General features: G+C 43.9%; 14 protein-coding genes. 4 read left to right on the top strand and 10 right to left on the bottom strand.

From position 1 onward, the window contains the following. Positions 1–100 precede the first annotated feature (100 nt). The 3 genes from pgsA to uvrY all read right to left on the bottom strand — a co-directional run bounded on the left by pgsA (position 101) and on the right by uvrY (position 3,199). On the bottom strand, positions 101–652 hold the full coding sequence (gene pgsA, locus OCU28_RS05030; protein ID WP_261817246.1) for a CDP-diacylglycerol--glycerol-3-phosphate 3-phosphatidyltransferase: 552 nt from the start codon (positions 650–652) through the stop codon (positions 101–103). A gap of 76 nt (positions 653–728) precedes the next feature. Beyond that, positions 729–2,555 carry an excinuclease ABC subunit UvrC gene (uvrC, locus tag OCU28_RS05025; protein ID WP_261817245.1) on the bottom strand — a complete coding sequence of 609 codons (1,827 nt, stop codon included), beginning with the start codon at positions 2,553–2,555 and terminating at the stop codon, positions 729–731. Continuing rightward, the gene (uvrY, locus tag OCU28_RS05020) at positions 2,555–3,199 is read right to left on the bottom strand and encodes a UvrY/SirA/GacA family response regulator transcription factor (protein WP_261817244.1); all 645 of its coding nucleotides are present in this window, start codon (positions 3,197–3,199) and stop codon (positions 2,555–2,557) included. The genes uvrC and uvrY overlap by 1 nt, the downstream gene beginning before the upstream one ends. Before the next feature lie 424 nt (positions 3,200–3,623). Between uvrY and OCU28_RS05015 the strand changes: the two genes are divergently transcribed. Beyond that, on the top strand, positions 3,624–5,987 hold the full coding sequence (locus OCU28_RS05015) for a DNA polymerase II (RefSeq protein WP_261817243.1): 2,364 nt from the start codon (positions 3,624–3,626) through the stop codon (positions 5,985–5,987). Between the two features lie 55 nt (positions 5,988–6,042). Beyond that, on the top strand, positions 6,043–6,363 hold the full coding sequence (locus tag OCU28_RS05010) for an HI1450 family dsDNA-mimic protein (RefSeq protein WP_261817242.1): 321 nt from the start codon (positions 6,043–6,045) through the stop codon (positions 6,361–6,363). Positions 6,364–6,416: 53 nt separating this feature from the next. Here OCU28_RS05010 and OCU28_RS05005 read toward each other — a convergent pair whose 3' ends face one another. Continuing rightward, complete coding sequence (locus OCU28_RS05005; RefSeq protein ID WP_261817241.1) at positions 6,417–7,301, bottom strand: LysR family transcriptional regulator; 885 nt, start codon at positions 7,299–7,301, stop codon at positions 6,417–6,419. A gap of 109 nt (positions 7,302–7,410) precedes the next feature. Between OCU28_RS05005 and OCU28_RS05000 the strand changes: the two genes are divergently transcribed. Both OCU28_RS05000 and OCU28_RS04995 read left to right on the top strand, forming a co-directional pair. Beyond that, entirely contained in the window at positions 7,411–7,803 is a 393-nt protein-coding gene (locus tag OCU28_RS05000; RefSeq protein ID WP_261817240.1) for a CidA/LrgA family protein, read from the top strand. After that, positions 7,800–8,486, top strand: coding sequence for an LrgB family protein (locus tag OCU28_RS04995; protein ID WP_261817239.1), 687 nt, complete (start codon positions 7,800–7,802; stop codon positions 8,484–8,486). The genes OCU28_RS05000 and OCU28_RS04995 overlap by 4 nt, the downstream gene beginning before the upstream one ends. A gap of 49 nt (positions 8,487–8,535) precedes the next feature. Here the strand turns inward: OCU28_RS04995 and OCU28_RS04990 are convergent, their stop codons facing one another. The 6 genes from OCU28_RS04990 to rnm all read right to left on the bottom strand — a co-directional run bounded on the left by OCU28_RS04990 (position 8,536) and on the right by rnm (position 12,617). Next, positions 8,536–8,877 (bottom strand): thioredoxin family protein, encoded by a 342-nt coding sequence (locus OCU28_RS04990; protein WP_261817238.1) that lies wholly within the window; start codon positions 8,875–8,877, stop codon positions 8,536–8,538. Then, on the bottom strand, positions 8,874–9,572 hold the full coding sequence (locus tag OCU28_RS04985; protein ID WP_261817237.1) for a pseudouridine synthase: 699 nt from the start codon (positions 9,570–9,572) through the stop codon (positions 8,874–8,876). Before OCU28_RS04985 ends, OCU28_RS04990 begins: the two co-directional genes overlap by 4 nt. Positions 9,573–9,608: 36 nt before the next feature. Further along, positions 9,609–10,007 carry a hypothetical protein gene (locus tag OCU28_RS04980; RefSeq protein ID WP_261817236.1) on the bottom strand — a complete coding sequence of 133 codons (399 nt, stop codon included), beginning with the start codon at positions 10,005–10,007 and terminating at the stop codon, positions 9,609–9,611. Between the two features lie 128 nt (positions 10,008–10,135). After that, the gene (gene rluB, locus OCU28_RS04975) at positions 10,136–11,035 is read right to left on the bottom strand and encodes a 23S rRNA pseudouridine(2605) synthase RluB (RefSeq protein WP_261817235.1); all 900 of its coding nucleotides are present in this window, start codon (positions 11,033–11,035) and stop codon (positions 10,136–10,138) included. Positions 11,036–11,138: 103 nt separating this feature from the next. After that, positions 11,139–11,759, bottom strand: coding sequence for an L-threonylcarbamoyladenylate synthase (locus OCU28_RS04970; protein WP_261817234.1), 621 nt, complete (start codon positions 11,757–11,759; stop codon positions 11,139–11,141). A gap of 3 nt (positions 11,760–11,762) precedes the next feature. Then, entirely contained in the window at positions 11,763–12,617 is an 855-nt protein-coding gene (rnm, locus tag OCU28_RS04965; protein ID WP_261817233.1) for an RNase RNM, read from the bottom strand. Positions 12,618–12,673: the final 56 nt, after the last annotated feature.

Raw genomic sequence — 12,673 nt, 5'->3', positions numbered from 1 at the left:
GTAACTTACTGTATTCACAATGCTATTAAAACAGAAGTGAAGCCTAGAGCGTAAAAAACCCTATTTAGCCATAAAAAAACCAGCCGAAGCTGGTCTTATACTATTCTGATTCAAGGAGATCGGGTTTCGCCGCTTTAAGGTATTGCATCATTGAATAGATAGTGAGTATGGTCGCTACATACAGTGAGACAAACCCAAGCCATACCATCCAATCATCATAGCGCCAGATCAGTACCCACAATGCGAACATCTGTGAAAAGGTTTTCACCTTCCCTATCCATGACACTGCCACATTAGAGCGTTTACCAATCTCTGCCATCCACTCTCTTAATGCCGAAATTATGATTTCTCTTGCGATCATAATAATAGCGGGAATAGTAATCCACAAAGAAGCATAGTGCTCGGCAATCAACAGCAGTGCCGTTGCTACCATTACCTTATCCGCTACAGGATCAAGAAAGGCGCCAAATCTGGACATCTGTCCAAGCTTTCTAGCCAATACGCCGTCTAGCCAATCCGTAAAACCGGCGACCCAAAATACCATGGCCGCGACAAACGGAGCCCATGTAAAAGGAAGATAAAATACGACCACAAATACAGGGATCAATATCAGGCGAATCATGGTGAGGATGTTTGGTATTGTTAGGCGCATTTTAGTGACTCTACGAGCACGATTTAACACGTGCGTTGATGACATATCAAGTTAGGTTAATGGTGCGGCATTTTATCTAGTGTTGCAACGCCTGAAATATCTTTTCTGCTAAAGAATTGCTAATACCGGGAACTTTGGCGATTTCTTCGACAGTTGCGCGTTTTAATTCCTGTAAGCCCCCCATATGTTTCAATAAAGTTTGACGACGTTTAGGGCCAACGCCATCAATTCCCTCCAAAGAGCTGGTTCGACGCGTTTTCCCCCGCTTAGCTCTATGCCCTGAGATGGCATGATTGTGACTTTCATCACGAATATGTTGCATCAGGTGAAGTGCAGGTGCATCGCTGGCAAGATTAAATTCTTCACCCTCGGGCGTTATCATAGTCTCCAGACCTGGTTTACGTGTGACCCCCTTGGCAATACCGATAATACGCGGTTTCTTAGGCCACAGATCCCAATACTGACCAATAACTTCTACCGCTCGCCCAAGCTGCCCTTTACCGCCGTCGATAAAGATAATGTCTGGGATCTTATCTACATCGAGCTGTTTTGAATATCGACGCTCCAAAACCTGTCCCATAGCCGCATAATCGTCACCACCGGTAATACCCGTAATATTGTAGCGGCGGTATTCTTGCTTAAGAGGACCTTCCTGATTAAACACCACACAAGAAGCTATCGTACTCTCACCCATGGTATGGCTGATATCAAAACATTCCATACGACGAATAGACTCCATATTCAAAACGCTCTGCAATTCCTTAAAGCGCTTAGAGATGGTCATCTTATGGTTTATTTTGGTAGTGATCGCATTCAAAGCATTGGTATTAGCAAGGCTCAAATAACGTCCTCGTGTACCGGTAGGATTAACATGAAACGTGACTTTCCTACCTGCCATATTAGTTAACACTTCTTTAAATGCATCTTGTTCAGCCAATAGATCCTTGGCAAAGATAAGTCGTGAAGGTAGCCCTCTTCCCTCTGATTGATTCAGGTAATACTGGCTTACAAAGCTATAAAATATTTCATCTTGCTGGCTGTTATATGGGATCTTAGGAAAGAAACTGCGGCTGCCCAAGATCTTGCCTTGGCGGATCATCAAAATGTGTACACAAACTACACCTGATTCTTGCGCATAACCAAGCACATCTATGTCATCAAGGCTATCTTCGGAAACAAACTGCTGTTCTTGGATGCGTCGAATAGCTTGAATTTGATCGCGATACTTAGCCGCCTCTTCAAATTTCAGCGTCTTGCTTGCCATGTCCATACGTTCAATAAGCTGCGTAATAACTTGCTTGTCTTTACCTTGCAAGAACAGCGTTACCCAGTCTACTAATTGTGCATACTCTTCATTTGATATCACTGAACTCACGCAAGGTGCGGCGCAACGACCAATCTGATACATCAAACAAGGACGAGTGCGATTACCATATATGGAGTCTTCGCATTGACGCATGGGGAGTATTTTTTGCAGTAAATGTAAGGTTTGGCGTACTGCCCCCGAATCTGGGTAGGGACCAAAATATTGTCCTTTACGCTTCTTTGCCCCGCGATGGAGAGACAGTCTTGGGTGCTTATGATTACTAATGAAGATATATGGATAGGATTTATCGTCACGTAGTAAGACATTATATTTTGGCAGATACTGCTTAATATAATTGTGCTCAAGGATAAGCGCTTCGGTTTCGGTGTGGGTGACGGTGACATCAATATGTCGGATATGGGTAACCAGGGCGCGCGTTTTTTCGTTATCAAGCTTGCTTCGAAAATAGCTGCTTAAGCGTTTTTTAAGGTCTTTGGCTTTACCAACATAAATAACAACCTGCTCGGCGTTATACATTCGATAAACGCCGGGCTGGTTAGTTACTGTTTTTAAAAAGGAAGTTGAGTCGAAACTCACTAAAGTGTCTCTGCGTCGAGCATCCCGTGACGAATAGCCAAGTGCGTTAATTCAACATCACCACTGATATCTAGTTTGTTGAATAAACGGTAACGATAACTATTTACCGTTTTAGGGCTCAAGCTAAGCTGTTCTGAAATATCAGTAACTTTTTGACCTTTAGTTATCATCAGCATGATTTGAAGTTCACGCTCAGATAGGTCCTTAAATGGGTTATCAGAAGAATGCGACACCTGACTTAACGCCATTTGTTGAGCAATTTCTGGTGAGATATATCTCTGGCCACTGTGCACCATACGGATAGCATTCACCATCTCGTCTGGGCCTGCACCTTTAGTCAGATAGCCCGCCGCTCCTGCTTGCATAACCTTAGTCGGAAACGGGTTCTCTGTATGTATCGTAAGCACGATGATTTTAACATCAGGATTAAAACGAAGAATTTTTTTGGTTGCTTCCAAGCCTCCAATTCCGGGCATATTCATGTCCATTAAAATGACGTCAGTATGGTTACTGCGACACCATTTTACCGATTCTTCACCGCTATCAGCCTCTCCGGCTACGTTCATGCCACGGACGTCTTCAATAATACGTCGTATCCCTGTGCGAACTAGCTCGTGATCATCTACAAGAAAAACATTAATCAAGCTTGTATCTCCACACTAATTTTATTGTTCGCAAAGCCAGTCAACTGATTCACAACTAACAAATTCAACTTTTTATACTAATCAATGGTCCAAAACACCAGCAAATATGCTGAATTGACACTCAGTTGACAACATTTGAATGCGCTAATTATGAGCCATACCAATAAATTTTGGTATTTTCGACCAATTTTTGGTCTTATGACAAAAAGCTCGTATGCCTATAGTTGCAGGTACGTATCTACCTTCAACACACTAAACATCTTGTATCAGGATATTACGATTCCCTATCCTAATTCAACCTAGATCATCATCTAGTATGAATTAATATTAGGATTTGTGCGAAGCAACTACATGAATTCTATTCAATTGCGTTTTACAAAGCGTGATAAGATCATTCACCTCACTTTTTCTATAGGTTGTAACCGTGCGCAGAGGATTCATATTAACTCGTCAAGCTCGTGATATTGGGACTACCTCGCAGATAGACCTGTGGATTACAACCGCTACCGGTCCGGCTTTGGTTCAGGTGACAGATCAGGAAAGTGTTTTCTTCATTCACACCTCTTTGCAAACCGACGTCGAAGCACTGGCTGCAACTCACAATATCCGCTGTCGCTTTCGGGCTTTGACGCTTGAGACTTTTGCACTTGAAACCGTCACTGCCTGCTACCTGTCAACACAAAAGGAGGCGCGACACCTTGAACAGTTGCTCAATCAAGCTCAGATACCCCTGTTTGAGGCGGATATCAGGTTAGCCGACCGCTACCTGATGGAGCGATTTATTCAAGGCCAAATTGAAGTCGAAGGCAATGAAACTCAAGTAAATGGTTACCTCAAAATCACTCAAGCACAATGCCGTGCATGTGATGGATACCTTCCTCACCTAAACATGGTCTCATTGGACATTGAATGTTCAGCGCAAGGTATTCTCTACTCGGTAGGTCTGGACTGTCCTACTGACCAACGCGTTATCATGATTGGCAAGGCTCAACCAAGTCCATCGCTAAATATTGAGTGGGTTACGGACGAAAAAGCACTACTACAATCATTGGTAAATTGGTTTGACCAATTTGATCCAGACATTATTATCGGCTGGAATGTCATTGGCTTTGATATGCGCTTATTGCTAGAGCGTGCAAAAGAGCAAGGTGTACGATTTTCGATTGGTCGAGGCCAACAACAAGGGCGCTATTGGCAGACTGCACAGAATCAAAATGGGTTTATCAATATCCCAGGCCGAGTAGTAATTGACGGTATTGATGGTCTTAAGTCCGCCACATACTCTTTCGATTCTTGGTCCTTGGAAAACGTGTCAAGGGAATTGCTACAGCAAGGCAAGGCCATTCGCAACCCGACTGATCGTATGGACGAGATCAACCATATGTTTCATCACGATAAGCTAGCACTAGCCAAATATAACTTTCAAGATTGCGTTCTGGTGACGCGCATTTTTGAGCATACTCACCTTCTCGATTACCTAATTGAACGCGCTAAACTGACAGGGTTGTCATTAGATAGACTGGGAGGAAGCGTTGCTGCATTCTCTAACCTATATCTCCCAAGGTTACATCGTAGCGGCTATGTTGCCCCTAATTTGGTGTCAGAGAATTGGATTGCAAGCCCAGGAGGGTTTGTGATGGATTCTCAGCCAGGGTTATATGACTCGGTATTGGTACTCGACTTTAAGAGCCTGTATCCCGCAATCATACGCAGTTTCCTGATTGACCCTATGGGCCTAATTGAAGGACTTAAAGTTGAGATTGGCAATAACGATAACCAAGCGGTACCCGGATTTCGCAAAGCGCAATTTCACCGTTATAAACATCACCTTCCCCAACTCATCGAGCAGCTTTGGCAAGCACGAGATAGAGCTAAACAAAAAAATGATGTGGCCTTTTCAACCGCAATCAAGATCATCATGAACTCGTTTTACGGTGTGTTGGGCTCAAGTGGTTGCCGCTTTTTTGATACCCGCCTTGCGTCATCGATTACCCTTAGAGGGCATGAAATAATGAAAACCACTCGTAAATTGATCGAAGATCAAGGCTACGAGGTTATCTACGGCGATACCGATTCAACCTTCGTATCACTAAAGGACAGTTGCTCCAAACAGCAAGCAGACCAAATAGGGAATGCACTGGTAACTCATATCAATCTATGGTGGAAAGAACATCTACGCCAAGAATACAATCTTAAGTCACAGCTCGAATTGGAATACGAAACCCATTTCAATCGATTCTTTATGCCCACAATTCGCGGCTCTGAAACGGGGTCAAAGAAACGCTATGCGGGGCTCATCATACGCGATGACGACAGACGAATTATTTTCAAGGGACTTGAAAGTGCCCGCAGTGACTGGACTGCATTAGCGCAACAGTTTCAATTGCAATTATATACCCTAATATTTGACGATAAAGACCCAACTGAATATGTTATGCAGACCGTTGAAGCCATTGAAAGTGGGCATTTCGATGACAAATTAGTATATAGAAAGCGTCTTAGACGCCGACTGCATGAGTATCAAAAGAATATCCCACCTCAAGTGCGCGCCGCACGGCTTGCCGATGAAATAAACCACAAACTTGGACGTCCACTGCAGTATCAAAACCGTGGCCGCATTGCGTATGTGATGACATTGCAAGGGCCAGAGCCTCTTGATTACCTCAAGCACCCAATTGATTATCAGCACTATATCGACAAACAGATAAAACCCGTAGCGGACGCTATCTTGCCCTTTGTTGGACTGAAATTTGACGATATCAATGCACCACAATTGGGGCTATTCTAATTGCAACGAGTAAACCCTATGCGTACAATCGCCGAAAATAGTACGAGGATTAAAGATGACTGAGCTTCTCTCATACGACGATAGCATAGACACTGCCTATGATATCTTCTTAGAAATGGCACCAGATAACCTAGAAGCGGCAGATGTCGCCCTATTCACTCTTCAGTTTGAAGAACGCGGCGCAGCTGAGCTAGTTGAAACTGGTGATGATTGGATTGCCCATGTTGGCTTTGAGGTTGATAAGGAGATCTATGCTGAGATCCGTATCGGGTTAGTCAATGAACAAGACGATGTACTAGATGATGTTTTTGCGCGCTTACTCATATCTCGCGACCCTGAACATAAGTTTTGTCATATCCTATGGAAACGTGACTAACCGCTTGCTATGACAAACACTCCTGTTATTTTATTGACCCATAACAGGAGTGGCTACTGGCTCATTTTAGCTCGACTTCTTACGAGTTCTACGAAGGCTTCACTTGCCTTGGATAGGTATCGGTCTTTATCCCACATTAATGCAATCTTCCAATTTAGATCATCCGCTAGCGTTCTAAAACAATAGTCATCAGCATTCAGCTTCAAGCAAATGGGTTTTGGCATAAAGCTCACCCCGCCTCCACTTTTGACCATTGCTGCTAAAAAATCCCACTGGCTACTCTTTACTCCAATTTTAGGCTTAAACCCTTTTTTGACACACAACTGTTCAATAATTTGAGTAATCGTAAATTCAGAGGTGTACAGATAAAACGGGATATCTTGCAATTCACTAAGGCGTAGAGGTTGCTCTCCTTCCCATTGAGGATGTTTCGGTAACACCACATAGATGGGATAGTCATCCAGTAGTTGGTACTCGAACTGCGGCTTATGGGTAGGAAGCATAGAAATAGCGACATCAATTGCGCCATCAATCAAGGATTTTTCAAGCCTGCGACCACCACCTTCTACAATCGATACATCGATATTCGGATATTGACCTATAAAATCTTGCAGTAACTCGGAATGCAGATGTCCCACCATAGGTGGTATACCAATTGTAATATGCCCCGCTTTAAGCTGTTGCATATCTGCAAGCTTCAATTCCATTTCAGAGAAACTGGCTAAGATCGATTTTGCATAATGATAAACAACCTCACCAGATTGGGTAAGCTCAATCTCTCTTCCCCTACGATGGACCAAGGATTGTCCATAGTTTTCTTCTAATGCTTTCAAAGCCTTACTAATAGTTGGTTGCGTTACAAACAACATTTCAGAAGCGCGGGTGAAATTATTACATTCGACCAAGGTGACAAAATAACGCAGTTCTTTGGTGTTCATCGCTGATCATTCCTTTATGGAATACTTCTTAAGTATATTATTCATTGGATGAACAGATATCAAGCGGTAATAATTCGGGTGTCAAAATAATAAACCTGGACACTGAACAATGATTCACGCGGCAAAACAGCATTTCATTACCTTCTCACAAGTAACATTACTGTGCCTTTTTTGGATGGGGTCAAATTTGTTGGTGAATCAGCTCCATATCCCGCTGCCAGCTAACGTATTTGGGATGTTCGCCCTACTGCTATTGCTTAGTTGTAATCTAGTCAAAGTAAATTGGTTTAAAGCTGGGTCTACGTGGCTGATTGCCGAAATGCTGCTTTTCTTTATCCCGGCGGTAATTGCTATCGTCAATTATCAGGATCTGTTCCTCAGCCAAGGCTTGAAGATTATGGCGGTCATTGGTATCAGCACGATATTGGTACTTGCGGTTACCGCACTGGTGGTTGATAAACTTTACCACTATGAGTTGCGAAAAATGGAGGATAAGCAATGAGCCATTCAATGATCACTATTGCTTGTTTCGTTGTAACAATTGCTTGTTACTATCTCACTAAATTACTGCATAAGCGCTATCAAAAGATCTGGTTGATCCCATTAGTATCAGTGCCATTCATCTTAGTAGCACTTGTTATTAGTCTGCACATCGCTTATCAGGACTATATTGGTGATTCACACTGGTTGGTATGGATGTTAGGCCCTGCAACCGTCGCCTTCGCTGTTCCTGTTCATGAGAATCGCAAAATTATTGTTCGCCACTGGTTATCCATCTCGGTTGGCGTAATCGCAGCAATTATTACCGCCATCAGTAGTACTGTCTATCTGAGTAAGTTTTTTCATCTGTCAGAGGTGCTTCAGCGTAGCCTCGCAGTTCGTTCTATCACGACACCATTTGCAGTTGTTGCATCTAAGGAGCTCGGTGGTAAAGCTGACCTTACTGCCATCTTCGTCGTCTTAACGGGTGTATTTGGCATCATTTGTGCTGAAATAATCCTAGGGTTCATCCGCATTAAGTCCCCTCATGGAAAGGGAGCGGGTCTAGGTGCATGCGCGCACGGCTCTGGTACTGCAATAGCCTATGGCATTCATTCCGAGGCGGGCACCGTGGCTAGCCTAGTGATGCTATTTTCTGGCGTGGCAACCGTATTGATTGCACCCTGTTTATCAGGATTGTTTTAGTTAGCAATAGCAGATACCCCATGGACTGGTTCGTGGGGTATTAAAGCAGTTACAAAGAGATGCTCTCTAGCAACCGTTTCACATCCTCAACGGTTGTTGGACGCACAATCCGCGCCACTTCTTGCCCCTGTCGCAGCAAGATCAAGGTTGGCCATAGCTTTACATTAAACGCCCGCCCTAATCTTTTTCCTTTGCCATCAAATACCTTGATATGTGCGATATCAACCACAGTATCTAATGCTTTGTTTACTACTGGCTCTGCGGCTTGACAATGTGGACACCACGGTGCACCAAATTCTAGAATAGCCGGTTGTGTAAGTGCTTGTAAATCCTCAATACTTGGTGCTTGCTCTGCATAAATTGGATTGAATCCTATCTGATATCCGTTCATGGTTGCTCCTTAGTTAATGCAGCAATTTCTCCGCGACTCAAATAGCGCCACTGGCCAACCTCAACATCAAGTTTCACCTCACCAATAGCCTCGCGGTGCAATCTAATAACGCGGTTTCCCACCGCAGCAAACATACGTTTAACCTGATGAAATTTACCTTCGGTGATGGTGAGCAACACCTCTTTGGGGCTGATAACATCTAAGATTGCAGGCCTTGTCAGCTGCTCCTCTCCCTGCAACGCAATCCCCAGTTTGAACCTATGCGCTACATCTTCGGTAATCGGGCGAGATAATCCCACTCGATACACCTTACTGCACTTTTGTGCCGGACTGGTGATGTTAAATGACCATCGTCCATCGTCTGTAATCAGCACTAAACCCGTTGTATCTGCATCTAATCGACCTGCAATATGCAGTTCAGAAGGGTTATCAACCGTTAGGAAATTAAATAACGACGGATAGACCTCATCGATATTAGAACAGATGGTACCAGCAGGTTTGTGCATTAAAATGTAGCGAAAATCACGCAGATTCAGTCTAACGTCGTTTAAAAATATCGAATTATTCTCGTGCACCTGAGTTGACTCAATAGTGGTGATCTCACCATTAACTCGAACCAACCCACAATGAATGACATGATGTGCTTCGGATTTGGTCAACTCGGTACTTTTACACACAAATTTATCAAGGCGCATAATCAACAACCTTCAAGGTAGAACGCGATCTCATACTTAGTATCTCTGAGAGTTCACGCCTAGTTCTTGCTCTATAGTACGCGACAGTTTTAAAACCCAGTTATTATAATTGCGGTGGATCGTTCCATTGTTATACTTTAGGTTACGGCTGTCTTTATAGAAGATGCTAAAAGAGGTCTCGTCGTATCGGATCTCAACGGATGCAAAATGGGAGCGCACTGAGATATCAGCGACGATTAAACCCGGTTCAACGACACGCGGCACCCAGCCACGTTTTTTGGCACCACTAAAAATAGCATCACGTACAACATCCATAGATAACCGTTGACCATTCTCTAGAGTTGGTACTGGCGTTCTTTCAATATTTAATACCGGTTTACTAACACAGCCAAGCATAAAAAAACTCAGCATCATTACTAATACTATCTTGTTCACGTTATTACCTCAGGGTTTTACCATCTTCACTACAAGTAATTGTAACGGCATTAAATACAATGCGATCACTAAATTTATTACCGGCATAAAAAAAGCGACCCTATGGGCCGCTCTGTTCAATATTAGGATTAGCGTCGCGTTTTCTTAGATTTACGTTGCTGGCCAGAACCGCTGGTTGTAACGCGTTCTTCATGGCGGCGTACTGCACGGCGAATCTTTTGAGAGCGAGAACGCTCACGAGAGCGAGAGGTGTTTTGCTTTCTCTCTTCTAGAAGAGTAGCCTTCTCCGCTGGTAGCTCGACAAGTTCACGCAGATAGTTAACCTGTTTCAGGCTAAGTTCCATCCATCCCCCACGCGGTAATTTCTTCTCTAGGAAGATATCACCATAGCGAACACGCTTAAGTCGGCTTACTGTGGTGTCTTGTGATTCCCACAAACGACGAACCTCACGGTTTCGACCTTCGTTGATCACCACATAGAAGGTATGGTTCATACCTTCACCGCCAGCATGCACTATGTCTTCGAAGCGAGCAGTGCCATCTTCAAGTTCAACGCCACGTACTAGGTTACGAATTTTATCTTCGCTAACGTCACCAAATACACGTACTAAGTATTCACGTTCCACCTGACGACTTGGGTGCATTAGACGGTTTGCAAGCTCACCATCGGTTGTGAATAACAGCAGCCCTGAGGTGTTTGCATCCAAACGGCCTACTGAAATCCAGCGTGCACCGCGAATCTTAGGTAAGCGATCAAATACAGTGCGACGACCTTCTGGATCGTGACGAGTACACAATTCACCTTCCGGCTTGTAATAAGCCAGCACACGACACACTACTTCCTCTTCCGCTTTGATCGACACGTTATGTCCATCAATGCGAACGATCGCGTTTTCATCTTCTAGTCGTTCACCCAAAGTAGCTACTTGACCATTTACACTAACACGACCTGATTTAATCAAAGTCTCAAGCTCACGACGAGAACCGTGTCCCGCTCGCGCCAAAATCTTTTGTAATTTTTCGCTCATTAATTTGCCTTTATGTCGTCTTCACAGACGTCGAGAGTAGTAGTTGAGTCGCCAAATTGGCGCCGCGCATTATCGCAAAAACTAACGCACATTTCACGTCTATTTATTCAAAAGGTGTCGAATCTCCGGCACCTTGACGTAAAACAACAGGATCGTCGTCACTAAAATCAATCACAGTCGTTGGTTGCTCACCTAGGTAGCCACCATTGATGATCAAATCAACCACGTTTTCCAGTTTATCTCGAATGTCTTCAGGATCAGATTCCGCGACATCATTGCCCGGTAAGATAAGCGTAGTCGACATCATTGGTTCTCCCAATGCATCTAATAAATCTAGTGCGATTTTGTTATCTGGCACACGAATACCTATGGTTTTTCGCTTGGCATTCATTAGTCTGCGCGGAACCTCTTTGGTTCCTTTAAAAATAAAGGTATACGGGCCTGGGGTATTATTCTTTAATAAACGGAATGCTGAGTTATCAACTCTGGCATACAGTGACAGCTCAGAAAGGTCACGACACAACAAGGTAAAATTATGCTTATCGTTCAACTTACGAATGCGGCAGATAGTCTCTAACGCCGTTTTATTCTCTAGCTGGCATCCCAACGCGTAGCCCGAATCAGTTGGATACACCACTACACCACCATTGCGAATAATAGCGACCGATTGAGTAATTAGGCGTGCCTGAGGGTTATCGGGATGAACATAAAAATATTGACTCATTGCTTATTCCTCTGTATTCGATGCAAATTGTGGTATTTGCTCCCATACAGGCGTCACACCTGATGGTAACCACAAATTCCTTCCCAGTTCCATCCACGGAGAGGGGTAATGAAAGTCAGAACCTTGGGAAGCTAATAGGTTGTATTGTATAGCATAATCCGCCAAATTGCGTCGCTCTTGCTGACTTTGTTGAGGTTGCGCAACCTCCATTGCGTCTCCACCAGCCTCACAAAAGGCACTCATAAGACGCTTCTGCCATTTCGCGGTTAAATCGTAACGCCCCGGATGAGCAAGGATAGCCTGCCCACCAGCAGCGTGAATAGCCTCGACCGCTTCACTCATTGAACACCATTGCGGTGGCACATACCCCGGCTTGTCTCGAGTTAGAAACTTTTTAAATACCTGTTGCATGGTTTTGGCATGGCCATTATCAACCAACCATTTGGCAAAATGAGCACGGGTGATCGGAGCATCACCGGCCAATGCTGCTACCTCTGGTAGTGGATCCACTTTGAGGTGCTTAGATAACCGATACCCTATCAACTTAGCTCGCTCTATCCTACGTGCTTTTTGACGGTCGATTAACTCAAGTATGGCGCGACAATCAAGCGCAATATTCAACCCAACGATATGGATATCCTTATTCGACCATAGGGTCGAGATTTCAATACCATTGAGTAATGTAATATCCAAGCCTTGCTGAGCAATATGATTAGCTGCCTCTTCTAATCCTTCAATGGTGTCATGGTCAGTAATCGCCAAAACGCCCACCCGCCGCTCAACGGCTCTGTCCACCAAATCGGATGGTGAAAAGCGCCCATCTGACGCTGTAGTATGTGAATGAAGATCAAAAATCATATTTATGCTTGACTTTATCCTTGCGTACTAGTTAACTAGTACGCAGTTAATTTATG

It is taken from the genome of Vibrio gallicus (assembly GCF_024346875.1).
In the GTDB taxonomy this organism is placed as follows: Bacteria; Pseudomonadota; Gammaproteobacteria; order Enterobacterales; family Vibrionaceae; genus Vibrio; species Vibrio gallicus.
Note: the sequence above shows the minus strand (reverse complement) of the source record. Positions and strands in the feature narration are given on the sequence as shown.

Coding starts and splice junctions, on each gene's coding strand:
- OCU28_RS04995 (WP_261817239.1), top strand. CDS start 7,800: ATGAGCCATTCAATGATCACTATTGCTTGTTTCGTTGTAACAATTGCT.
- rnm (WP_261817233.1), bottom strand. CDS start 12,617: ATGATTTTTGATCTTCATTCACATACTACAGCGTCAGATGGGCGCTTT.
- OCU28_RS05005 (WP_261817241.1), bottom strand. CDS start 7,301: ATGAACACCAAAGAACTGCGTTATTTTGTCACCTTGGTCGAATGTAAT.
- OCU28_RS05010 (WP_261817242.1), top strand. CDS start 6,043: ATGACTGAGCTTCTCTCATACGACGATAGCATAGACACTGCCTATGAT.
- rluB (WP_261817235.1), bottom strand. CDS start 11,035: ATGAGCGAAAAATTACAAAAGATTTTGGCGCGAGCGGGACACGGTTCT.
- OCU28_RS04970 (WP_261817234.1), bottom strand. CDS start 11,759: ATGAGTCAATATTTTTATGTTCATCCCGATAACCCTCAGGCACGCCTA.
- OCU28_RS05000 (WP_261817240.1), top strand. CDS start 7,411: ATGATTCACGCGGCAAAACAGCATTTCATTACCTTCTCACAAGTAACA.
- OCU28_RS04985 (WP_261817237.1), bottom strand. CDS start 9,572: ATGCGCCTTGATAAATTTGTGTGTAAAAGTACCGAGTTGACCAAATCC.
- OCU28_RS04990 (WP_261817238.1), bottom strand. CDS start 8,877: ATGAACGGATATCAGATAGGATTCAATCCAATTTATGCAGAGCAAGCA.
- pgsA (WP_261817246.1), bottom strand. CDS start 652: ATGCGCCTAACAATACCAAACATCCTCACCATGATTCGCCTGATATTG.